Annotated in this window: 21 protein-coding genes; 10 read left to right on the top strand and 11 right to left on the bottom strand. The window is 51.4% G+C overall.

All coding sequences use genetic code 11. The features are described 5' to 3' along the window. The first annotated feature begins 72 nt into the window (after window positions 1–72). The 5 genes from cdd to preA all read left to right on the top strand — a co-directional run bounded on the left by cdd (window position 73) and on the right by preA (window position 4773). On the top strand, window positions 73–957 hold the full coding sequence (gene cdd, locus ACE15A_RS07435) for a cytidine deaminase (RefSeq protein ID WP_023248318.1): 885 nt from the start codon (window positions 73–75) through the stop codon (window positions 955–957). A gap of 179 nt (window positions 958–1136) precedes the next feature. Next, the gene (gene sanA / locus ACE15A_RS07430) at window positions 1137–1856 is read left to right on the top strand and encodes an outer membrane permeability protein SanA (protein ID WP_023248319.1); all 720 of its coding nucleotides are present in this window, start codon (window positions 1137–1139) and stop codon (window positions 1854–1856) included. Continuing rightward, the gene (locus ACE15A_RS07425; RefSeq protein ID WP_072156800.1) at window positions 1853–2098 is read left to right on the top strand and encodes a DUF2542 family protein; all 246 of its coding nucleotides are present in this window, start codon (window positions 1853–1855) and stop codon (window positions 2096–2098) included. Before sanA ends, ACE15A_RS07425 begins: the two co-directional genes overlap by 4 nt. 204 nt (window positions 2099–2302) lie before the next feature. After that, window positions 2303–3544 (top strand): NAD(P)-dependent oxidoreductase, encoded by a 1242-nt coding sequence (locus ACE15A_RS07420; RefSeq protein WP_064055880.1) that lies wholly within the window; start codon window positions 2303–2305, stop codon window positions 3542–3544. Then, window positions 3538–4773 (top strand): NAD-dependent dihydropyrimidine dehydrogenase subunit PreA, encoded by a 1236-nt coding sequence (gene preA, locus ACE15A_RS07415; protein WP_023248322.1) that lies wholly within the window; start codon window positions 3538–3540, stop codon window positions 4771–4773. Before ACE15A_RS07420 ends, preA begins: the two co-directional genes overlap by 7 nt. 66 nt (window positions 4774–4839) lie before the next feature. On the opposite strand, the gene mglC is transcribed toward preA, so the two are convergent. From mglC to folE, 6 genes are all read right to left on the bottom strand, one after another. Continuing rightward, window positions 4840–5850: a galactose/methyl galactoside ABC transporter permease MglC gene (gene mglC / locus ACE15A_RS07410; RefSeq protein WP_023248323.1), complete on the bottom strand. Its 1011-nt coding sequence runs from the start codon at window positions 5848–5850 to the stop codon at window positions 4840–4842. Between the two features lie 15 nt (window positions 5851–5865). Further along, window positions 5866–7386: a galactose/methyl galactoside ABC transporter ATP-binding protein MglA gene (gene mglA, locus ACE15A_RS07405; protein WP_023248324.1), complete on the bottom strand. Its 1521-nt coding sequence runs from the start codon at window positions 7384–7386 to the stop codon at window positions 5866–5868. Window positions 7387–7519: 133 nt separating this feature from the next. Next, complete coding sequence (mglB, locus tag ACE15A_RS07400; RefSeq protein WP_023248325.1) at window positions 7520–8518, bottom strand: galactose/glucose ABC transporter substrate-binding protein MglB; 999 nt, start codon at window positions 8516–8518, stop codon at window positions 7520–7522. Window positions 8519–8809: 291 nt separating this feature from the next. Beyond that, on the bottom strand, window positions 8810–9832 hold the full coding sequence (gene galS, locus ACE15A_RS07395) for an HTH-type transcriptional regulator GalS (RefSeq protein WP_023248326.1): 1023 nt from the start codon (window positions 9830–9832) through the stop codon (window positions 8810–8812). A gap of 149 nt (window positions 9833–9981) precedes the next feature. Then, entirely contained in the window at window positions 9982–11124 is a 1143-nt protein-coding gene (yeiB, locus tag ACE15A_RS07390) for a DUF418 domain-containing protein YeiB (RefSeq protein WP_023248327.1), read from the bottom strand. A 14-nt stretch (window positions 11125–11138) separates the two neighbouring features. Further along, the gene (gene folE, locus ACE15A_RS07385; protein WP_023248328.1) at window positions 11139–11807 is read right to left on the bottom strand and encodes a GTP cyclohydrolase I FolE; all 669 of its coding nucleotides are present in this window, start codon (window positions 11805–11807) and stop codon (window positions 11139–11141) included. Window positions 11808–12135: 328 nt separating this feature from the next. Here folE and fghA point away from each other — a divergent pair, with 328 nt between their 5' ends. Continuing rightward, a complete protein-coding gene (gene fghA / locus ACE15A_RS07380) occupies window positions 12136–12993 on the top strand; it encodes an S-formylglutathione hydrolase (protein ID WP_053510447.1) in 858 nt (285 codons plus the stop codon). On the opposite strand, the gene ACE15A_RS07375 is transcribed toward fghA, so the two are convergent. After that, complete coding sequence (locus tag ACE15A_RS07375; RefSeq protein ID WP_023248330.1) at window positions 12982–13371, bottom strand: helix-turn-helix transcriptional regulator; 390 nt, start codon at window positions 13369–13371, stop codon at window positions 12982–12984. The two genes, fghA and ACE15A_RS07375, sit on opposite strands and share 12 nt — an antisense overlap. A 4-nt stretch (window positions 13372–13375) precedes the next feature. Then, window positions 13376–14743, bottom strand: a complete 1368-nt coding sequence (locus ACE15A_RS07370) for an L-serine ammonia-lyase (RefSeq protein ID WP_053510460.1) — start codon at window positions 14741–14743, stop codon at window positions 13376–13378. Between the two features lie 216 nt (window positions 14744–14959). Between ACE15A_RS07370 and serB the strand changes: the two genes are divergently transcribed. Together serB and ACE15A_RS07360 are read left to right on the top strand one after the other, a co-directional pair. Further along, on the top strand, window positions 14960–15847 hold the full coding sequence (gene serB / locus ACE15A_RS07365) for a phosphoserine phosphatase SerB (RefSeq protein ID WP_063390623.1): 888 nt from the start codon (window positions 14960–14962) through the stop codon (window positions 15845–15847). A 32-nt stretch (window positions 15848–15879) separates the two neighbouring features. Continuing rightward, window positions 15880–17202 carry an MFS transporter gene (locus tag ACE15A_RS07360; protein WP_053510464.1) on the top strand — a complete coding sequence of 441 codons (1323 nt, stop codon included), beginning with the start codon at window positions 15880–15882 and terminating at the stop codon, window positions 17200–17202. Between the two features lie 43 nt (window positions 17203–17245). On the opposite strand, the gene cirA is transcribed toward ACE15A_RS07360, so the two are convergent. From cirA to yieE, 3 genes are all read right to left on the bottom strand, one after another. Next, complete coding sequence (cirA, locus tag ACE15A_RS07355) at window positions 17246–19237, bottom strand: catecholate siderophore receptor CirA (protein ID WP_053510466.1); 1992 nt, start codon at window positions 19235–19237, stop codon at window positions 17246–17248. 345 nt (window positions 19238–19582) lie between these two features. Then, window positions 19583–21052, bottom strand: coding sequence for a lysine-specific permease (gene lysP / locus ACE15A_RS07350; RefSeq protein ID WP_000535001.1), 1470 nt, complete (start codon window positions 21050–21052; stop codon window positions 19583–19585). Window positions 21053–21241: 189 nt separating this feature from the next. Continuing rightward, window positions 21242–22105 (bottom strand): DNA-binding transcriptional regulator YeiE, encoded by an 864-nt coding sequence (gene yieE / locus ACE15A_RS07345; RefSeq protein ID WP_000548317.1) that lies wholly within the window; start codon window positions 22103–22105, stop codon window positions 21242–21244. A gap of 120 nt (window positions 22106–22225) precedes the next feature. On the opposite strand from yieE, the gene ACE15A_RS07340 reads away from it, so the two are divergent. Further along, window positions 22226–23275 carry a YeiH family protein gene (locus ACE15A_RS07340; protein ID WP_129382391.1) on the top strand — a complete coding sequence of 350 codons (1050 nt, stop codon included), beginning with the start codon at window positions 22226–22228 and terminating at the stop codon, window positions 23273–23275. Between the two features lie 79 nt (window positions 23276–23354). Continuing rightward, window positions 23355–24212, top strand: a complete 858-nt coding sequence (gene nfo, locus ACE15A_RS07335) for a deoxyribonuclease IV (RefSeq protein ID WP_053510468.1) — start codon at window positions 23355–23357, stop codon at window positions 24210–24212. The last annotated feature ends 33 nt before the right edge of the window (window positions 24213–24245 follow it).

Below are 24245 nucleotides of genomic sequence, written 5' to 3'. Positions count from 1 at the left end.
GATTTAGATCACATATTCAGACATAACAGGCCCGTAAACTACGGTTCCATTACATTGTTATGAGGCAACGCCATGCATCCACGTTTTCAAACTGCTTTTGCCCAGCTTGCGGATAATTTGCAATCAGCGCTGGCCCCTATCCTGGCGGACCACCATTTTCCCGCCATGCTGACCGCAGAGCAGGTCTCGACGCTTAAAAATGCGACGGGGCTGGACGAAGACGCGCTGGCTTTCGCACTGTTACCTTTGGCGGCGGCCTGCGCCCGTACCGATTTGTCCCATTTTAACGTCGGCGCGATTGCGCGCGGCGTCAGCGGCAACTGGTATTTCGGCGCGAATATGGAGTTCCTGGGTGCCACCATGCAACAAACTGTGCATGCTGAACAAAGCGCGATTAGCCACGCCTGGCTACGCGGCGAAAAAGGGCTCGCCGCCGTCACCGTTAACTACACGCCTTGCGGCCACTGTCGCCAGTTTATGAACGAGCTAAACAGCGGTCTGGATCTGCGCATTCATCTGCCGGGCCGCGCGCCGCATACGCTACGCGATTATCTGCCTGACGCTTTCGGGCCAAAAGATCTGGAGATCAAAACGCTGCTGATGGACGAGCAGGATCATGGCTTTGCGTTAACGGGCGATACGCTAACGCAAGCGGCGATTACGGCAGCCAATAAGAGCCATATGCCTTATAGCCACTCACCGAGCGGCGTGGCGCTGGAATGTAAAGATGGCCGTATTTTCACCGGCAGCTATGCGGAAAACGCTGCCTTTAACCCTACGCTTCCCCCGCTGCAAGGCGCGCTAAACCTGCTGAGTCTCAATGGCTACGACTATGCAGATATTCAGCGTGCGATTCTGGCGGAAAAAGGCGACGCGGCATTAATTCAATGGGATGCCACCGCCGCAACGCTGAAAGCATTAGGTTGCCATAAAATTGACCGCGTGCTTCTCGGCTAAGTTAACGTGCCGGATAGCGGCGCGCTGGCGTCTTATCCGGCCTGACTCTTCCCTCCTCCTACCACCAGACCCAGGGAAAATCATGCTGAAAATCTCCGCAATCAGACGGCGGTTTCTTGCGCTACGTCTTCGGGTACAGTAGCCTGATTGCACTTTCATCCTGGTATCGAGTTTCCTGCATGTTAAAGCGCGTGTTTTACAGCCTGTTGGTCCTGGTAGGCTTGCTGCTGTTGACGGTGCTTGGCCTCGATCGGTGGATGAGCTGGAAAACCGCGCCCTATATCTACGACGAATTGCAGGATCTCCCCTACCGCCAGGTTGGCGTGGTGCTGGGGACGGCCAAATACTATCGTAAGGGTGTGATTAATCAGTACTATCGTTACCGTATTCAGGGCGCGTTAAACGCTTACAACAGCGGCAAAGTCAATTATCTGCTGCTCAGCGGCGACAACGCCCTGCAAAGCTACAACGAACCGATGACCATGCGTAAAGACCTTATCGCGGCGGGCGTCGATCCTGCGGACATCGTGCTTGATTACGCTGGCTTCCGTACGCTTGATTCCATTGTGCGTACCCGCAAGGTTTTTGATACTAACGACTTTATTATCATCACTCAGCGCTTCCACTGCGAACGTGCTTTGTTTATTGCGCTGCATATGGGCATTCAGGCGCAGTGTTACGCGGTACCTTCACCCAAAAATATGCTGACAGTACGCCTGCGCGAATTTGGCGCCCGCTTTAGTGCGCTGGCGGATCTCTATATTTTTAAACGCGAACCACGTTTTTTAGGCCCGCTGGTTCCTATCCCCACGCAGCATCAGGTGCCGGACGACGCCCAGGGGTATCCGGCAGTTACACCGGAACAATTGCTTGAACTGGAAAAGAAAAAAGGGAAATGATCATGGATGTACAGACGATATTTGTCGCATTAGCCTTTCTGCTACTCCCGCTTTTTTGCTTCCGTGAGGCCTGGAAAGGCTGGCGAACCGGCGCGGTAGATAAAATTGTCAAAAATACGCGAGAACCGGTTTATGTCTATCGCCATGCCGATCCCGTACAATATTGGTCTTATCTTTTTCTTTATACCGGATGCGGTTTTTTATTTACTGGAATGATTATTTATCTTCTTTTTTATCGTTAATCTATTTATTATCCCTTTAAAATTGAGAATGGTTATTATTATGATATAAGGAACAAATGCTGTTTTGCATTCTGGTTTCATTTTTTTGTGAATTCTTTCACAGAATACCCTTCTTTCAATGCTTAGGCTGGCGGTAGATTTTAGATCATTAAAACGCGTTATTTGCGTTTCGCCTTAATTTATTCAAGCATTAAGGAAGATTATATGCCGCAACAAAATTATCTGGATGAACTCACGCCTGGTTTTACGCCATTACTGGCAATAAAAGAGGCTTCACGTTGTTTATTATGTCACGATGCGCCCTGTAGTCAGGCTTGCCCGGCGCAAACCGATCCAGGGAAATTTATTCGTTCTATTTACTTTCGCAATTTTAAAGGCGCAGCGGAAACTATCCGGGAAAATAACGCGCTTGGCGCTGTCTGCGCCAGAGTCTGTCCGACGGAAAAATTATGCCAGCGCGGATGTACACGTTCCGGAATAGATAAACCTATTGATATTGCACGCCTGCAACGTTTTATTACCGATTTTGAACAGCAGACTGCCATGCAGATTTATCAGCCCGGGAGTAAAACACGCGGGAAAGTCGCGATTATTGGCGCGGGTCCGGCAGGTTTGCAGGCAAGCGTGACGCTCACGCATTTAGGCTATGACGTCACCATTTACGAAAAACAGCCGCAGCCCGGCGGATGGCTGCGTCACGGCATCCCGGCATTTCGTCTGCCGCAAAGCGTTCTCGATCAGGAAATTGCCCGCATTGTAGAAATGGGCGTCAATATTAAATGTAATTGTGAGGTGGGCGAGTCGCTATCGCTTGCGCAACTCAAAGCCGAATATCGCGCCGTGCTGATGACCGTCGGGATGTCCTGTGGTTCTGATTTACCGTTATTTGAGCAAGCCAATCACGTAGAGATTGCCGTTGATTTTTTACAGCGCGCCCGTCAGGCCGACGGCGATATTAGCGTTCCGCGTAGCGCATTAATTATTGGCGGCGGCGACGTAGCGATGGATGTCGCCAGTACGTTAAAAATTCTCGGCTGTCCTTCCGTCACCTGCGTGGCGCGGGAAGAATTAGCCCAATTTCCCGCCAGCGAAAAAGAATTTACCAGCACGCAGGCATTAGGCGTATCGATTATTGATGGTTTTACGCCTGTCGCCGTCAGCGGAAATAAAGTGACCTTCCACCATGTACGCCATTCAGGAGAACTGACGCTGGAAGCGGAACGTATTATTCTGGCCGTGGGGCAGCACGCGCGACTGGATACCTTTGCGGAGATAAAAGCGCAGCATAATATTATCGACACTCACGATTATCAAACCGCCGCCCCGGCGCTCTTTGCCGCTGGCGATATTATTAAGGGCGATAAGACCGTCGTTTATGCGGTAAAAACCGGAAAAGAAGCCGCTCAGGCTATTCATCATTATTTAGAGGAGGCCTGCTCATGTTAACAAAAGATTTGTCTGTTACCTTTTGCGGCGTTAAGTTTCCCAATCCGTTTTGTCTCTCTTCTTCTCCGGTAGGCAACTGTTATGAGATGTGCGCCAAAGCCTATGATACCGGCTGGGGCGGGATCGTTTTTAAAACCATTGGTTTTTTTATTGCTAACGAAGTCTCTCCACGTTTTGATCACCTGACCAAAGAAGATACCGGTTTTATTGGTTTCAAAAACATGGAACAAATCGCTGAGCATCCGCTGGAAGAGAATCTGGCCGCCATTCGACGGCTAAAACAGGATTACCCGGATAAGGTGCTGATTGCTTCCATCATGGGGGAAAATGAGCAGCAGTGGCAGGAACTGGCGCGTCTGGTTGAAGAAGCCGGCGCGGATATGATTGAGTGTAACTTCTCTTGTCCGCAGATGACCTCGCACGCCATGGGAAGCGATGTAGGACAAAGTCCCGAACTGGTTGAAAAATACTGCCGCGCCGTAAAACGCGGTTCATCTTTGCCAATGCTGGCGAAAATGACGCCGAATATTGGCGATATGTGCGAAGTCGCGCTGGCCGCCAAACGCGGCGGAGCCGACGGTATCGCCACCATCAACACCGTGAAATCCATTACTAACATTGACCTGAACCGCAAAATCGGGATGCCGGTGGTTAACGGTAAATCCAGCATCTCCGGTTATTCAGGGAAAGCGGTGAAACCCATTGCGCTGCGTTTTATCCAGCAGTTGCGGATGCACCCTGAACTGCGCGATTTCCCGATTAGCGGTATCGGCGGCATTGAGACCTGGGAGGACGCTGCCGAATTTCTGCTGCTGGGCGCGGCGACCCTACAGGTAACGACAGGCATTATGCAATACGGTTACCGCATTGTAGAAGATATGGCGAGCGGCCTCAGCCATTATCTGGCCGATCAGGGGTTTGCCTCATTACAGGAGATGATCGGGCTGGCGAATAGCAATATTATCCCGGCGGAAGACCTGGATCGCAGCTATATCGTCTATCCGCAGATTAATCAGGAGAAATGCGTCGGCTGCGGACGTTGCTATATCTCTTGCTATGACGGCGGTCATCAGGCGATGGAGTGGGATGAACACAGCCGCACGCCGCATTGTAATACGGAAAAATGCGTCGGTTGTCTGCTGTGCGGTCATGTCTGCCCGGTCGCCTGTATTGATTTAGGCGAGGTCAAATTTAAAAAAGGCGAAAAAGAACACGCGTTAACTCTGTAGCTCATGGTGTGAAGCCCGGCGCGAAGCCTCGCTGCGCCGGGTAAGCAAAGCAATACGCCTGGATAACTACTTCTTACGCGCGTATTTCAGCGAGTCCAACGCCACGGCGAAAATGATAATGCCGCCTTTGATAATGTACTGCCAGTACGGGTTTACCCCGATATAGGTCAGGCCATAGTTGATGACGGTAAAGATAATGACGCCGGTTACCACGCCGAAGACCGTACCCACCCCGCCGCTAAACGATACGCCGCCGACGACGCACGCGGCAATCGCATCCAGCTCATACATAAAGCCGAGGTTGTTAGTGGCAGAACCAATACGCCCAGCTTCCAGTAAGCCGCCGAAGGCATAAAACACACCGGAGAGCGCATAAATCATCAGCAGGTTCAGCGCCACGTTTACCCCGGAAACTTTCGCCGCCTCCGGGTTGCCGCCAATAGCAAAAATGTTTTTACCAAAGCGGGTCTTATTCCACAGGACCCAGACAAACGCTACCGCAATCAGGGCGTAAAAAGTGATATATGAGAGCCGGAAGCTACCCATCGCCACAAAGCCCTGCGCAAAGGTGGAAAAACCGCTGTCAAAGCCGGAAATGGGCGAAGCGCCAACAAAGTCATAGTAAAGGGAGTTGATCCCGTAAACGATAATCATCGTGCCAAGCGTGGTAATAAACGGTGTCACATTCAGGTAAGCAATAATGATGCCGTTCACAAGGCCAATCACCGCACCAATCGCGCAGACAATCAGGATGACCACAGCAATCGGCATGGTCGCCATTTCCGGAAACACTTTATTAGCGTTTTCCATCGATTGCAGTAATGTTGCCGCCACCACCGCCGCCAGCCCTACCTGACGCCCCGCCGACAGGTCTGTCCCCTGGGTGACGATTAATCCCGCCACGCCCAGCGCGATAATGATACGTACCGAAGATTGCGTCAGAATATTACTTAAATTCAGCAAACTTAAAAAAGTCGGGTCCTGGAAAATAATAATCGCCAGCAACACTAAAAGAACGACGTAAATTCCGCCCTCTTTCAGCCAGGTAAGAAAGCTTTTCTTATTTAACGCACTCATAAGGAGCCCCTGATCTTAAAGGTGCAAAGAAGCAAGACGCAAAATTTCGTTTTGCGTTGTTGTTTTAGTATCGACAATGCCGGAAACGAGACCATTGCTCATCACCAGGATACGATCGGTAATGCCTAATAGCTCCGGCATTTCAGAAGAGATAATGATGATTCCCTTGCCTTTTTTCGCCAGCTCAGCCATAAGCTGATAAATTTCAAATTTTGCGCCGACATCAATACCACGAGTCGGTTCGTCGAGCATTAATATTTCCGGCTGCGTTAATAGCCAGCGACCAATGATCACCTTTTGCTGATTACCGCCGGAAAGCGAACCAATTTGCGTACGATGCCCCGGCGTTTTTACCCGCATGGAATCAATGACCCATTGGGTATCGCTTTTCATGCGGGAATTATCCAGTAACCCCACTTTATTTTTATAATTACGGATATTCGAAATTAACGAGTTAAATCCGATATCCAGATAGGCGTAAATCCCGGTGGAACGACGCTCTTCCGTCACCAGCGCAAAACCGTGGTTAATCGCTTCGTTCGCAGTGTGATTGTTAATTTTCTTGCCATGTAAAGTGATTGTCCCGGACGACTTCTCACGAATGCCGAACAGCGTTTCGACGATATCGGTACGCTTTGCCCCAACCAGACCGGCAATGCCCAGAATTTCGCCCTTATGCAAATCAAAGGAGACATCACGAATGGAAGGCTGGCGCAGCGAGGTCAGGTTACGCACCTCCAGAATCACGTCGCCCGGCTTATTTTCTTTATCCGGAAAACGCTGGTTCAGGGAACGTCCGACCATCATCGCAATGATCTTATCCATATCCAGCCCTTCCAGCGGCTGGGTGGCAATCCACTGACCGTCGCGCAGGATGGTAATTTCATCGCACAATTGGAAAATTTCTTCCATTTTATGCGAGATATAAACAATACCGCAGCCGCGTTCTTTCAGCTTGCGAATAATGGTGAACAGATGATTAACCTCTTTCTCAGTTAACGATGAGGTCGGTTCATCCATAATAACGATCTTAGCGTTATAGGAAAACGCCTTCGCAATTTCGATCATCTGCATTTGCGAAACGGATAACGTTCCCACGCGCGCGCGCGGGTCAATATCGATATCCAGTTCATCAAATATCGCTTTGGTATCCTGGTACATTTTATCCTGGTCGACAAACATACCTTTGGTAGGATAACGCCCCAGCCACATGTTATCCATGACCGAACGTTGCAATACCAGGTTTAACTCCTGGTGTACCATAGAAATCCCATTCTCCAGCGCTTCTTTCGCGGAATGGAAATCCACTTCTTTTCCCTGAAATACAATGCTGCCGGAATCTTTTTGGTAAATACCAAAAAGACATTTTAATAATGTTGATTTGCCTGCGCCGTTTTCGCCCATTAATGCATGAATAGAGTGCGGACGAACGTTTAAGTTGACATTATCAAGCGCTTTCACGCCGGGAAATGATTTGTTAATGCCACGCATTTCCAACAAATATTCACCCGACGACGGAGAAATCGTGCTGACCATAATGATACCCTGTCGGCCTTTTTAATTATGACTATCCGTGCCGGATGTCAGAAGAAATACTTTATCCGGTCTACGGCGCGTCACCCTTCCACAGTTTCAGGGCGCAACGAAATTGCGCCCACAGACGGGAAACTTATTTCTGGGTAAATTCGCTCAGATTGTCTTTGTCCACGCCAACATAAGGCACGCGCACAATTTTGTTCTCAATCTTCCAGTTGGTGCCGTCAGCCGCGCTCTTGCCTTCTGCGAGGTTTTTCGCCAGATCGAATGTCGCTTTCGCCTGATTGTTGGCGTCATTCAGTACCGTACCGGCCATCGCGCCCGATTTCACCAGCGCCAGAGCTTCCGGTAACGCATCGACGCCAAAGACCGGAATCGACGATTTATTATGCGCTTTCAGCGCCTCTACCGCGCCCATCGCCATCGCATCGTTATTAGCGATAACCACTTCAATCTTGTTAGCGTTCGGGCCAGACAGCCAGGCATCCATCTTATCTTTTGCCTGCGCGGTATCCCACATGGCGGTGTCTAACGCCAGTTGCTCGGTCTGAATACCTTTATCATTTAACTCTTTCACCACATACGTCGTACGGGCTTCCGCATCCGGATGCCCCGGCTCGCCTTTCAGCAGGACATACTGAATTTTACCGTCTTTATTCAGATCCCAACCCTGATTAGCCTGCCAGTGTTTGGCAATCAAGTCGCCCTGAATCACACCGGATTCTTTAGAGTCAGTCCCGACATAATACGCCTTGTCATAGCTGTCCAGCGCTTTGCGGGAAGGCTCTTTGTTAAAGAACACCACCGGCACATTTTGCCCGCGCGCTTTTTCAATCACCGTACCAGCGGCAGCCGGGTCTACCAGGTTAATCGCCAGCGCTTTAACCCCTTTCGCCAACAAAACGTCAATTTGATCATTCTGTTTGGACTGATCGTTTTGCGAGTCATTCATCAGTAACTGAACATCCGGCGCGGATTTGCCATCTTTTTCAATAGCCTTACGCACGACGGACATAAAGTTATCGTCATATTTATAAATCGTCACGCCAATACGAGTATCAGCCGCGTGCGCGTGCGCACCGAATAACAGACTTGCCATCACGGCAGAAAGGGTCAATACCTTCTTATTCATGGTAGCTCCGGTTTTATTATGTAGGGTATAGCGTAAAAAAATGCCCGGCTGCTCAGCATGTTAACGTCGTGTTACTGAACGCCGAAGCGTATTTATTCAACTCTTTATTTTGTGGCCGGTAGTCGCGGGATAGGGTGATAACGGTTTTTATAAGCGAAATACCCCTGCAAAACTGATTACCAACTGTTACATATCAGTTACAGTGCGACAAACGTTGTCATCATAGCTATCGCAATGTTAATAAACTGTGAATTTACTCACAGATTGAAAACGGTTATATGCGGTGCGTAATCAGTTAGTGATCAGCACCGCATTCTGTCGCAACGCCACCGAATGGCGCCGCACCAGCGTCGGCATGAAGCAATGCGTCGCCGTAATATCCAGCGTGCCTGCGGCGCCCTGTAACGCCAGTTCGGTCGCGATTTTCGCCATAGAAGCAATAGGATAGCGCACGGTAGTCAACTGAGGATCGGTATAACGAGCGATAGGGATATCATCGAAACCGATGATAGACAGATGCAAGGGAATGGCGATGCCATTATCTTTTAACGCCGTCAGCGCGCCCGCGGCCATGTTATCGTTATAAGCAAATACCGCCGTCAGTTGCAGATTGCGTCCCAACAACTCAACCATTGCCGACTCGCCGCCCTGCATATCCGGGGTGCCGATGCCAATCCAGCTCTCCGACGCAGAAATCCCCTGTTCTTGCAGCGCGTTTAACCACCCTTCTCTGCGCATCGCGTCATCTTCAATACGGTGGCTGGAGGCAAGGTAGCCGATGCGCTGATGTCCATTATTCAGCAACATGCGGGTCGCCATTCTGGCGCCGCTCACATTGTCAAGACAGACACAACGATGCGCATAACCCGGCACGATACGGTTAATCAGCACCATGCCGGGGATCTGATCCATAAAGTCGCCCAGCTCGCGATCGGTTAAGGCTTTTGAGTGAACAATCAATGCGTTACAACGCTGGCGGATCAAGACTTCAATAGCATGTCGCTCTTTTTCCGCCTCATGATAACTGTTGCCAATGAGAACATATTTCTGGTGCTGCTGCGCGACCAGATCCACGGCTTTCACCAGCGCGCCGAAAAAGGCATCGGAAACATCCATGACCACGACGCCGATGGTGTCGCTCACCTGCGTGGCCAGCGCTTGCGCATTCGCATTTGGCCGATATCCCAATAGCGTGACAGCCTGCATGACGGCGTCACGGGTGTCGGGACTGACCAACGCGCTGTTATTCAGTACGCGAGAAACGGTCGCTACAGACACGCCAGCCTGGCGCGCTACATCACGAATGGTGATCATATTCACTGCCCTGTTTGAGTTCAAAAATACTCACAAATGCCCCGTTAGCAGGCGGCTATTTTGTCAGCACCCTGCACAGGACTGCGTGAGAAACATCACAGGGATGGAAACGGTTACAACCATTTTGTTAATGAATGTGATCCAGATCGTTATCTGGATGATCCTGACGCGCGCAACGTGAGTTGGCGCCATAACCACTCGACCGGTCCCTGTCGCCAGAAACGTAGCCAGATGACGGAAAAGAGAAGGTTTATTGCCCATACCGGAACGACAAAGAACAAGAGTTCCAGCCGATTGAATTTCATAAATAAGCCAAACTGATAAAACAGCGTGGTACAGATGATCGTCTGCAGCAGATAATTGGTCAGCGCCATTCGCCCCACGCAGGCAATGGCAAGCGTCAGTCTGCATCGGCTAAGCTGCGGCCAGAAGCCAAACATCAGCGCGGCATAGCCCAGCGTTTGCAACGGCGCGCTCAGTTCGCGCGGCGCCTGCAATAAGAAGGCGCACCAGCGGTACGCCCAATCCAGCCGCCATTGTAAAATGACCGCAGGAAGGTTGATCATTAGCCCTAACGCCACCAGCAGCCCCCCGGTACGGCGATAGTGCCGCAGACTGTACTGACCTTTCAGCCAGCCGCTACGCATTAGCGCGGCGCCCAGCAGCATCATACCCGCCAGTTGCCAGCCATACTGCGCGCCGAGCGCCAGTAAATTATTCGACAACATCTCCGCCCGGTTGCTGATAGCCTCCATGCCGCCGTTCAGCTTCCAGTATTTTTCATACAATATTGCGGAAGCATCCGGCGTCCAGGCGCGACTGGTTTCGCTACTCGATACTACGCCCAGCAGCAGCAGCACGCCAATCCCGACCAGATAAAGGAGTACGCCGGTATTAAACAGGCTTTTTACCGAAGGCGCGTCACGTACCAGCCGCCAGCAGATTAACCCGACCAGACCGTAGGCCAGCAGAATATCGCCGTCCCAAAAGAATAACGCATGGATAAAACCTAACAGTACCAATAGCGTTAAGCGCGACTGAATCCACTGTGTACCACGCGGAAGCAGCATTTGTAACCCCGCGCCAAACAACAACGCGAATAGCGTAAGAAACTTAGCCTGCGCCACAATATCGAGAATCGCCCAGGACCAGGCGTCTTCGGCAATAATCGAGCCGTACCAGGCAGGGTTAAGATAAGCCGCCTTTGGCAATCCAAAGGCGCTGATGTTAAGAAGCAGGATACCGAGGATGGCGACGCCACGTACAAAATCCAGCGTGACATTACGCTCCATCGTCTCCGCCTTAATCAGTGATGATGGCGAACGGCGCGCAGGAACTCCTGGCGCGTATTCTGGCTGGACTTAAATAATCCGCCCAGCGAAGTCGTCGTTGTGGCGCTGGTTGCGTCACGAATACCGCGCGCTTTCACGCAGTAATGCACCGCATCAATCGATACCGCTACATTATTGGTGCCGAGCAAGGTTTGCAGCGCCGTCAGAATTTGCTGGGTTAAACGTTCCTGAACCTGCGGACGTTGGGCGAAGAATTGCACGATACGGTTAATTTTAGACAGGCCGATCACAGAATCTTTGGGGATATACGCGACGGTCGCTTTGCCGTCAATGGTTACAAAGTGATGTTCACAGGTGCTGGTCAGCGTGATATCGCGGACGGTGACCATTTCATCTACCTTCATTTTATTTTCAATGAGGGTAATTTTCGGGAAATTGGCATAGTCGAGACCGGCGAAAATCTCATCAACGTACATCTTAGCGATACGATGCGGCGTTTCCATCAGACTGTCATCGCTCAAATCGAGATTTAGCAACAGCATAATCTCAGTCATATGCCCTGCAATAAGGCTTTTTCGCGTTTCATTATCTAATTCATCCATAGGCGGGCGCAACGGCGTTTCCAGCCCCCGGGCAACTAGCGCTTCATGAACCAGGGCCGCTTCTTTACTGAGTGATGGCATTAATCGTGTTCTCCTGCAGGTGTGGCGCCTTTGCCCTGCGTGGGGCAAAGTTTGTCAATATTGTGACAACGTGATTATTGTGCGTGAGGTAGCGCACATAATCCAGTATTCACGCCCATAATTGTTGAAATTGTCGCTGCCTTTCATGACATCTTTTCCGGCGCGAGAATGATGGCAGGGCAAAGGGCATATTTGTTAACGCAACGTTATTTAAATGATGAAGCATGTTTATGTATTACGGAAGTGAAAGTTACTCACAACGCGGTGAATAATCTGTATTATGAAGAATCTGCATACCTTATCAGGTTCACTATAAAAGGAGCCCCGCATGGAAATGCTCGAAGAGCACCGATGTTTTGGCGGCTGGCAGCAGCGCTGGCGTCATCATGCCGCCACGCTAAACTGCGCCATGACATTCAGTATTTTTCTTCCGCCGACTCAGGATAATGAACCGCCTCCGGTGCTGTACTGGTTGTCCGGGTTAACCTGCAATGATGAGAATTTCGCCACCAAAGCAGGCGCGCAGCGTATCGCAGCAGAACTGGGCATCGTATTGGTGATGCCGGATACCAGTCCACGCGGCGAACAGATCGCCAACGATAGCGGATACGATTTAGGCCACGGCGCCGGGTTTTATCTCAATGCCACGCAGCCGCCCTGGGCCAGCCATTATCGCATGTATGATTACCTGCGCGATGAGCTTCCGGCGCTTATCCAGACCCAGTTTAACGTCAGCGACCGTTGCGCCATCAGCGGGCACTCGATGGGCGGTCATGGCGCGTTGATCATGGCGCTGAAAAATCCGGGCAAATACTCCAGCGTCTCTGCATTTGCGCCTATCGTCAACCCCAGCCGCGTGCCGTGGGGAATCAAAGCGTTTACCGCCTATCTCGGCGAAGATGAATCAGCCTGGATTCAGTGGGATAGCTGTGAATTAATGCTGACCAGCCAGCCGCAGGACGCCATTCCTGTGCTCATCGATCAGGGCGACAGCGATCAATTCCTTGCCGACCAGCTTCAGCCCGCCGTGCTGGCGGAAGCCGCGCGACAAACCGCCTGGCCGATGACGCTACGAATTCAGCCCGGCTACGATCATAGCTATTATTTTATTGCGTCCTTTATCGAAGACCATCTGCGCTTTCATGCCCGGTATTTGCGAGGCGAGCGTGAGGCGTCACCAACATAATGAATTTTCCAGCGCCGCGCTGTAATTCACCTCCTCCGACTGCGGCGCGGAAGATTTATTATTTAAATCCGCGGCCTGCTGGCGTACCTGAAGGCGGCCGCTGCCCTCTCCGCCTTCATAACTTTCGTGAAAATTACGCAGCTCGGATTCAAACAGCACCGCATCAAGATTATGCAACTTATCCAGAGCCCGCAGGAGAGAAATTAACGTATCAAGATTCAGCCCTCCCCCTTTCTCGATACGCTTGATGGTAGCGATGCCAACTTGCGCGCAATCGGCAAGCTGCTGCTGGGTCATCGAAAGAGACAGACGCGTCTCCTTTAAGCGGGCGCACAACGACAGGATAATCTCATCGTTATTCATCGTATTGTATTTCACTCTGTTACCCTCTCTTGCGCGGCTGAATTTTCCCCAGCGAACCATGATACGTTTCACGGTATTTAGCGCTCATGTCTTTACCGGTCTCGTACATCGCAGCAATGATCTCATCGAGCGAAATACAGGGTTCGCTTACGCGGCTCATCGCCATCGTCGCCGCGTTTATCGCTTTCACGGCAGAGATGGCATTTCTCTCTATGCAGGGAATTTGTACCTGCCCACCCAGCGGATCGCAGGTCAATCCCAGATGATGTTCCATGGCAATTTCAGCGGCACTCAGCGTTTGCTCCACGGATGCGCCCATCAGTTCAGCCAGGCCCGCCGCCGCCATTGAGCACGCCACGCCGATTTCCCCCTGACAGCCGACTTCAGATCCCAGAATAGAGGCGTTTTGTTTAAACAACATCGCGATAGCGGCGGCGGTCAGGAAAAAACGGGTCAGCGCACCGAGATCCAGCGGCGTGACAAATTTATCATACCAGCAGAGCGCCGCCGGAATGATGCCGCATGCGCCATTAGTTGGCGCGGTAACAATCTGTCCGCCGCTGGCATTTTCTTCGCTTACCGCAATCGCGAAGGCATTGACCCAGTTCAGAGCGGTTAAAAAATCACTGGCGGAACGGTTGGCCTGTAACGTTTTATGTAACGCGCAGGCGCGCCGCGGCACCTGATATGGGCCGGGTAACACCCCCTCAGTATGTAACCCGCGATAAACCGCCTGCTGCATCACGTCCCATATCTGCGCCAGATAATTTTGCAACGTCTGTGGCGAGTGGCGGCACAGCTCATTTTTCATCATCAGCGCCGCCACAGACAGGCCATTACGCCGACACAGCGCCAGCAACTGGGCGGCATGACTAAATTCAAAGGGCGACACTGTACGCAAAGGAAGCGATGGCGTCAGCGGCTCGCCATGTTTGCGAACCTGCCCGGCGCCTATCGAAAACCAGGTCTCTTCATACACCGTGAAATAATCATCCCTGGCGCGAAACGTCATGGCATAAGGATGCCCTGGGTGCGCCTGATGATTGGCGATAATCTTTACTTTTATCGTAGTTTCGCCCGCGTCGGAGAGCGGGAGTTCGATTTTATTTTCATTTTCCGCACGCTTAATCACCGACATATGCGAACGGAGATCGACATTCTCCGGCTGATAGCCCAACAGCCCAAGATAAAGGGCGGTATCCACATTGTGACACTTGCGGCTTAGCGATAAAGCGCCATACAGCTCGATTTCAATTTCCCGAATTAGCGGCAACGTCTCTTGTTCTCTGAGCAATGAAATAAAGAGCCAGGCGGCGCGCATCGGCCCTACGGTACGTGAGCTGGATGGACCTATTACTATTTTGAATATATCAAGGCAACTCTCCATCGTTATATCAATCCTTTCAGTCTCATTCGCGTTCAGTAATAAATACCATCCTCGCACAGTTGGCATATCAAAAGTGATACCTTTTGTGTCTGAAGTTTACCGGGTATCAAAAACAATGCTTTTTTAGCGTTTTCCTGGCAGTGATATCTGTGATAGCACAAGATTCCACGTCCAAAAAGAGTCATTATAATACCCGTAAATTAAGGGAGTTATCGTATGAGTGTTATTTATTTTATTACCACACAGGATATCGATACGTTTCAGAAAAAATTACAGGAAACGTTATTTAATGCCGTTACCATGCCGTTCCCACTATTATTTGATAAACGTTATGCCGCGCTTATCGATACCGACTATCTAAAATTCACGCTGCCAGCGGAATGTCTTACACCTGAATTTTATCGCTATTTACGCGAGCTCTCATTACAGTGGCAGTTTGATTTTTTTATTAAGCCGCAGCCACTGCCTGTTAACGGTATTATCGCGTTTGATATGGACTCCACGTTTATTGCGGAAGAAGGCGTGGATGAGATTGCCCGCGCGCTTGGCATATCGACGCAAATCGCCGCCATTACCCAACAGGCAATGGAGGGCAAACTTGATTTTAACGCCAGTTTTACCCGACGTATCGGAATGTTGAAAGGCACGCCGAAAGCGGTGCTGAACGCCGTATGCGATCGCATGACCCTTTCGCCAGGCCTGTTAACTATTCTGCCAGTCATTAAAGCCAAAGGATTTAAAACCGCGATTATCTCCGGCGGGCTGGATATTTTCACCCAGCGTCTAAAAACGCGATATCAACTGGATTATGCCTTTTCGAATACGGTTGAAATACGCGATAACGTTCTGACAGATAACATTACTTTACCGATTATGAACGCGGCAAACAAAAAAAAGACGCTGGCTGATCTGGCTGACCAGTTAAATATTGCCACGGAGAATATTGTTGCCTGTGGCGATGGTGCCAACGATCTGCCGATGTTACAGCATGCAGGCACCGGTATTGCCTGGAAAGCAAAACCGGTTGTACGGGAAAAAATCCATCATCAGATTAATTATCACGGTTTCGAATTGCTTCTTTTTTTTATTGAAGATGAATTATAACGCGACGCGCCTCGCCGGAAGGGAATTTTAAAATGAGTATAAAAACATGTATTTTCAGCCAGCCCGATAAGCCGATTGTTAAAGAGAAAAAAGAGATAGACCAGACCTATAAAAAATTTCGTCTTGAGATTATCGCCTCGGTCTTTATCTCTTATGCCGTCTTTTATCTCACCCGTAAAAACTTCTCCGCCGCAATGCCGGCCATGCTGACGGAAACATCGCTGACCGCAGAAGACTTCGCCATTATGTCTTCTATCTTCTACATTCTTTATGGCGCGATGAAGTTTGTCGGCGGGATGCTGGTCGATAAAATTAACCCGAAAGCCATGACCGGCCCGGTGCTGATTGGCGTGGGGATTGTGAATATTCTGTTTGGCTTTTCCGATAGCGTGGCGGCATTCTACGTGCTGTACAGTCTCAACGCGATATTACAGGGCACCAGCTTTCCGCCGATGGCGAAAATTATGGCCTCGTGGTTTTCGAAAAACGAACGGGGACGCTGGTGGGCTATCGTTGAAGCGGCGCACAATATCGGCGGCAGCCTCGCGCCGCTACTGACCAGTTTTGCTATCGCTTTTAGCGGTAGCTGGAAAATGGGGTTTTATGTTCCCGGCGCCATTTCGCTGCTGATGGGGATAGTGGCGCTATTTACTATTAAAGACCGTCCCGGTACGTTAGGTTTGCCCAACGTGGGGCAGTGGCGTAACGACACGACGGAACTGGCCCAGGTCAAGGCCAGCCCGGTCAACCTGAGCTTCTGGCAAATTTTTGTGAAATATATCCTGACCAATCCACTGGTATGGATCATTATTATCGGCGATATGTCGGTTTATATTGCGCGCACAATCCTTAACGACTGGCCGCAGATTTACTATTCGCAGGTTCACGGCTGGAGTCTGATAAAAGCGAACTCGATTATTTCCTGGTTTGAGGCGGGCGGACTGGCGGGCGGGTTGCTGGCAGGCTACTTGTCTGACTTTATGTTCAAAAGTAACCGCTGGATGACCGGATTAATCTTCGCGTTAGCGCTGTGCATATGCATCGTGCTGGTGCCGCTGGTTCAGGACACCTCTTACACCCTCACCGCGATTCTGTTCACCATCATGGGCTTCGCCTTATACGGACCGCATATGCTTTTTGCCGTCGGCTGTCTGGATGTGACCCATAAGGATGCGGCGGGATCGATTACCGGTTTTCGGGGATTGTTCAGCTATGTCGGCGCGGCAATGGCCGGTGTGCCAGTAATTATGGTGAAAAATAGCTGGGCGTGGTCGGGCGTTTATATTTATGCGTTGATCGCCATTCTGCTAACGACTCTGTCGCTGGCGCTACTCTCCAGGCTGCATCGTTTGTAACATTCTGGCGACAGCGGCAAAACGCGGCTGTCGCCAGTCTCTGTCAGAACCGGTAATCCACCGCCATAAAGTAACGACGTCCGTCTTCGGTATAACCGTAGTCGTCGCGTTTGAGCTCTTTATCGCCCACGTTCAGAACGCCCGCACGCAGTTTAACGTTTTTCGTCGCCTGCCATGCCGCGCCGGTATCCCAGACCACATACCCGCCAGGCGTCTTCGCCGTTGCGCTGTCGGCCCGCTTACGCCCGGTATAATTCCCCGATACGTAGAACGACCAGTCTTCAAGCTGCGTCGGTTTCCAGTCCAGCGTACCGTTCGCGGTGTGGAACGGCAGATCGGAAAGCGGCTTGTTCCCGCCATTGCTAATGTCGCGTCCGTCGTTATAGGTGTAATTCAACGACAGTTTCCACGCCTCGTTAAACGGAACTTTCAGCTCGGTTTCCACGCCCTGAATACGCGCTTTATTCACGTTGTAATAACGGAAGACCGGAACGCGCTGTCCCCGACTGTTGGTTTCGAAACCGACAAAGTTGGAATAGCCGGGCGCGGCGTTAACATTAGGGGTACGGCTAATGCTGATGCGATCGTCCACATCGTTACGGAACGTAGTAATGCTCGCTTCTACGCCATCCAGTATGCCCTCTTCGCCACGGTAATAGAGGCCAAGCTCCCAGCTTTCACTGGTTTCAGGTTTCAGATCCGGGCTACCGACAATGCGACATCCGCCACGGCAGGAATTGGTTGCCCAGTCCGGGCTTAATTGCAATAGCGACGGCGCCTTAAAGGCTGTGGCCCATCCACCTTTCACCGTCAGGGTATCCGTTGCGTTATAGACCAGATAAGCACGTGGGCTCCAGTGATCGCCATAGGTTTCATGGTCATCCATACGGATGCCCGTGGTCAGCGCCAGCGGTTCGAAGATCCGCCACTCATCTTCAAGGAACAGAGCGTACTGGCTGGCGGAGGTTTTAGTACTGGAACCACCGGTCAGGTTCACCGCATCGCTCAGTTTATCGTGACGCCATTCGCCGCCGAAGGTGACGAACTGGTTGACAGGCGCTAACGGCAGAACGTATTTCCCGTCAATAGAATTGCTTTCTGACGTGATGGGGCTACTGTTACCGGGGTTTTTGTTCTCCACTTTTTCGCCGTAGAACTTGAGCTCGCTATTGCCGAGATCCCAACGTCCGTTATGGCTCAACGCGTAGTTTTGCCGCTCCAGACGGTTTTTATCCAGCGAGTCGGAGTCCCGGTCCTGGCGGTCAAAACCGTAGCCTGCGGTAACGTCATGATTTTCGTTCGGCGTCCAGGCAAACTCGACGTTTCCATCCCGGCTGGTAAATCCTTCAATGCGCGGCGTTTCACCCGTAGCGGTGGTGGCGGAACGCTGCTGCTCGTCTTTGCCGCGTTTCGCCAGGCTGCCATAGGCTTTCATCCCCAGCACGCCGTCGATCAGCGGGCCGCTGGTAAAGAACTGACCGTTATAAGTGTCGCCACGGTCGCGATGTTCCTGAAGAGTGGAATCAACCGTGACGCTGCCGTGCCATTTCTGACCAATTTTTTTGGTGATAATGTTGACCACGCCACCCAGCGCATCGGAGCCATACAGCGAGGACATGGGCCCACGCACCACCTCAATGCGTTCGATAGCGTCAACCGGTATCCAGTTCAGATCAAAATCATTATGGCGGAAGACCGCGTTACGGGAGTTGACGCGCTTACCGTCGATCAGGATCAGCGTATAGCTGCTATCCAGACCACGAATACTCACGCCTTTACGGTTATCCCCTTCGCTGGTGAGCTGCACGCCCGGTACCTCTTTCAGGACATCTTTCAGGTTTTGCACGGGCCTGCGCTGTAAATCTTGCTGGGTAATGACGCTGATACTTGCCGGTGCGTCTTTCAGATTTTGTTCGATGGCGGACGCGGTAACGACCATGGTTTCACCATCATCTGTTGCTGCGGCAACCGGCCAGGCCAACGTTACTGCGGACACACAAATCCCTACCCGAACGAAAGGGTTCAACCTAAACATTCCATTTCTCCATGAGATAAATACGACAAAAAAATCGGTTATCGCTCACAACGCATTACGTTTCGCCTGCGATAACGGTTATCACGGCGAACTCTTTTTATGCAGGCGAGTCGGGCTGATTAGCGATGGCCGCCCCCGAATCTCTATCCTTCTGATTTTGAGCGTAACGATAAAGCAAACGATAATAATTATCAATTTAATTGTTAATAATTATGTCGCCAGAAGCCAATTGTGGAGAAAAAAACAAAAAACCCTCTCGAATGAGAGGGTTAGAAGGGGCAGTTCAGGCGGTCAGTACCGGATGTCGGCATAAAACCTTATCCAGCCTACGGCGAGAATACTGCGTTACTTTTTAACGCGTTCCGGGAAGTGCATTTCGCTATAGCGCACAAAATGCGTGCCTTTTATCAGCTTGTAGCCGAACCAGATAATCAGGAACAGAGGAATACCGATATAGGTCGCCGCGACGCCGCCCCAGTCGATGGTATCTTTCAGAAACGCTTCATAGTTCTGCCCTAACGTAATAATCAGGCACAGTACGAAGGCGAAGATCGGCCCCAGCGGGAAGAACCCGGAACGGTATGGCAAATCATTCACATCATACCCTTGCATCACGTAACCGCGACGGAAGCGATAATGGCTAATGGCGATCCCCAGCCAGGCGATGAAGCCCGTCATACCGGAGGTGTTCAACAGCCACAGATAGACCGTCTGGTTGCCGAACATTGAGGTCAAAAAGCAAAGACCGGCAATCACGGTGGTGGCATAAAGCGCATTGCGCGGTACGCCGCCGCGGGACAATTTAGCAAAAATACGCGGAGCCTTACCGTCACAGGCCAGGGTGTAGAGCATACGGGTAGAGGCATACATCCCGGAGTTGCCCGCAGACAGTACCGCCGTCAGGATAACCGCATTCATTATCGCCGCCGCAGACAACAAGCCCGCATGCTGGAACACTAAGGTAAACGGACTGACGCTAATGTCTTTGACGTCGTTCCGCAGCAGGTTCGGATCGGTATAAGGAATGATCAGGCTGATAATCAAAATCGCGAAGACATAAAACAGCAGGATACGCCAGAAGACCTGACGCACCGCGCGCGGAATATTCTTCTCCGGATTTTCGGATTCCCCGGCGGCAATACCAATAAGCTCGGTTCCCTGGAAAGAGAAGCCCACGATCATCGCAACGCCAATCATTGCCGCAAAACCGCCAGCGAAAGGCGCATCGCCCGTCGTCCAGTTGCTCCAGCCGACCGGCTCGACACCTTTAAAGATGCCGATAATCATCGCTACGCCAACGATGATGAAGATAATAACGGTCGCCACTTTAATTAACGAGAACCAGTACTCCGCCTCGCCAAAACCGCGCACGGAAATGTAGTTCAGCAAGAAAATGACGCAGAGGAATAGCGCGCTCCAGATCCAGCCCGGCGTATCAGGGAACCACCAGCCCATCACCAGCTGTGCGGCGACCAGATCAACAGCGATAGTCACTGCCCAGTTGTACCAGTAGTTCCAACCCAGCGCGAAACCAAAGCCTTCTTCCACATAGTTCTGACCATACGTCGCAAACGAGCCAGATACTGGCATATAGGCCGCCAGCTCACCAAGACTGGTCATCAGGAAATAGACCATCAAACCAATCAGAATATAAGAAAACAGCGCGCCGCCTGGCCCCGCCTGAGAAATTGTCGCACCAGATGCAACGAAAAGACCTGTCCCGATGGAGCCGCCAATGGCAATCATCGTCAGGTGACGCGCCTTTAATTCGCGACGTAGCGCGGGCGCTTCTGTGGTTTTAGTTTTGGAACCCATGTGAAAATGCTACCCATCCAAAAAATGAGGCGCGATTGTAACAGACGAAATGCTATCCTTCCGGCACAAATGCGCGGTTATAAGAGACCTTCATGACCGGCCACGGATTATAAGTAAAGCAGAGAATAACGTATACGTAAGCGGATACTAAAAATGGCGATGCCGCCCGGGTAGCCCTCCTCTTCACCCTTATTCACAGTAACTCAAAAAACGCTGCAACGCGTTAGAAAGATGTTTCTGCCGATGATGAACACGCCACAACGTGCGCACCAGGCGCGGTAACGGCACCGCGACTTCGCTCAGGGTTCCCGCCTGGAGTTGTTCAGCAATCACCCGGCGCGATAAACAGCTTATCCCCAGTCCATGACGCACCGCATGTTTGATCGCTTCTGAATTCCCCAACTCCATCGCCATATGAAAACGCGGCAAATGCGACAACAGCAAATAATCGACAATTTCCCGCGTACCGGAACCGCGCTCGCGTAAAATCCATGGGGATGCCGCAAGCTGTTCCAGCGTCACCGGCCCCTGCGTCAGCGGCGAGGACGGCGCGGCAAAGACCACCAGCTCATCTTCCAGCCATGGCTCAGAGATAATCTCTGTACTGTGACACGGTCCTTCAATCAGGCCGATATCGACCCGAAAATCCAGCACCGCGTTAATCACGTCCTGGCTGTTTCCCACGCTGAGTTCCAGCGGCAAGGCCGGATAATGCTGGCGATAGCGGGCAATCATGGCGGGTAAAATGTAATTGCCGATGGTGCTACTGGCATAAACCCGTATCGCGCCGTTATCTTCACGAAATAGCTGCTCAATTTCTACCGCTTGCTCCAGCAACGCCAGCGCGCGCGGATATAACAAGCGCCCATGTTCGTTGACCACCAGCCGTTTACCCACCCGGTCAAACAACTGTACGCCGAGCTGACCTTCCAGATCGGTGAGCGCGGCGCTAACGGCGGACTGCGATAATGACAGCATGACCGACGCCTGGGTTGTTGAACCGCTTTTCAGTACTTCAGCAAACACTTCAAGTTGTCGTAGCGTAATATGCATAGTCGTATCCCACCGATAGCGTTTCACTTACCACTTATAAAGATTGATTATAAATATATAATCAATTTTATTTTTAAACCAGATCACCGTAACCTTATTGTCCATATACAGGAGAAGGTTATGACAGAAATCACCTTGCAGAAGCATCGTCGTACAGTGTGGCATTTTATACCGGGGCTCGCTCTGAGCGCCGTCATTACAGGAGTCGCCCTGTGGGGCGGCGCTATCCCTGCCGTCGCAGGCGCCGGGTTCAGCGCCCTGACCCTGGCAATCCTGCTGGGTATGGTTATCGGGAATACCGTCTATCCACAAATATGGAAACAATGCGACGGCGGCGTGCTGTTTGCAAAACAACATTTGCTGCGTTTAGGGATTATCCTTTACGGTTTTCGACTTACCTTTTCACAAATCGCCGACGTGGGCATTAGCGGTATTGTGATTGACGTATTAACGCTTTCCAGCACGTTCATGCTGGCCTGCTTCTTAGGCCAAAAAGTCTTTGGTCTGGACAGGCACACCAGTTGGCTGATTGGCGCCGGTAGCAGTATCTGCGGCGCAGCGGCGGTACTGGCGACAGAGCCGGTGGTAAAAGCGGAAGCCAGTAAGGTTACTGTAGCCGTAGCGACTGTCGTTATCTTCGGCACAATCGCCATTTTCCTTTACCCGGCGATGTATCTGCTGCTGGCACACTGGTTCAGCCCGGAAACTTACGGCATCTATATCGGCTCAACCATGCATGAAGTCGCGCAAGTGGTCGCTGCGGGTCACGCTGTTAGCCCGGATGCGGAAAATGCGGCGGTTATCGCTAAGATGCTGCGTGTTATGATGCTGGCGCCGTTCCTGATCATTCTGGCGGCGCGCGTTAAACAGCTTTCACCGGCGGCCGGCGCGGAAAAAAGCAAAATTACTATTCCGTGGTTTGCTATTTTCTTCATCGTAGTGGCGATCTTCAACTCTTTCCACCTGCTGCCGAAAGCCGTGGTGGATATGCTGGTGACGCTGGACACGATACTGTTGGCGATGGCAATGGCGGCATTGGGTCTGACCACTCACGTTAGCGCCTTGAAAAAAGCAGGGGCGAAACCGCTGCTGATGGCGCTGGCATTATTCGCCTGGCTGATTATTGGCGGCGGAGCTATTAACGTCCTAATCCATAGCCTTATCGCATAAACTATTACGTTTCACGCCTGTTAACCCGTTATCATAGCGTTCGCAATGAACCGTATAGCGGGTTTAACAGGAGTCTTTTATGAAATACATCGGAGCACACGTCAGCGCTGCTGGCGGTCTGGCTAACGCCCCTGCCCGCGCGGCTGAAATTGGCGCAACGGCCTTTGCGCTTTTCACGAAAAACCAGCGTCAGTGGCGTGCCGCCCCCCTTATTCCCCAAGTCATTGATGACTTTAAAATCGCCTGTGAAAAGTATCATTTCTCAGCGGCGCAAATTCTTCCCCACGATAGTTACCTGATTAATCTGGGCCATCCGGTCAGTGAAGCGCTGGAAAAATCGCGCGATGCTTTCCTCGATGAAATGCAGCGCTGTGAACAACTCGGCTTAACCCTGCTTAATTTTCATCCCGGTAGCCATCTGATGCAGATTGCACAGGAGGATTGCCTGGCGCGGATCGCTGAATCTATCAATATCGCCCTCGCGCAGACCGAGGGCGTCACGGCGGTCATCGAAAATACAGCCGGTCAGGGCAGTAATCTGGGATTTGAGTTTGAACAGCTAGCCGCCATCATCGACGGCGTAGAAGATAAGTCGCGCGTCGGCGTCTGTATCGATACCTGTCATGCCTTTGCCGCCGGATACGATCTGCGTACGCCAGAGGCGTGCGAAAAAACGTTTGCCGAATTCGGGCAAATTGTCGGATTTCGGTATTTGCGCGGGATGCACCTTAACGACGCCAAAAGCGCCTTCGGTAGCCGCGTTGACCGCCATCACAGTCTGGGTGAAGGCAATATCGGCCACGATGCGTTTCGTTGGATTATGCAGGATGCACGTTTTGACGGTATTCCGCTGATACTGGAGACCATCAATCCTGATATCTGGGCGGAAGAGATTGCGTGGTTAAAAGCCCAGCAAATTGCCGAAGCGATGGTCTGACGCTCCATGTTCTTCAGGCAATAAAAAAGGCAG

The organism is Salmonella sp. HY31, assembly GCF_042604575.1.
Classification (GTDB): domain Bacteria; phylum Pseudomonadota; class Gammaproteobacteria; order Enterobacterales; family Enterobacteriaceae; genus Salmonella; species Salmonella diarizonae.
Note: the sequence above shows the minus strand (reverse complement) of the source record. Positions and strands in the feature narration are given on the sequence as shown.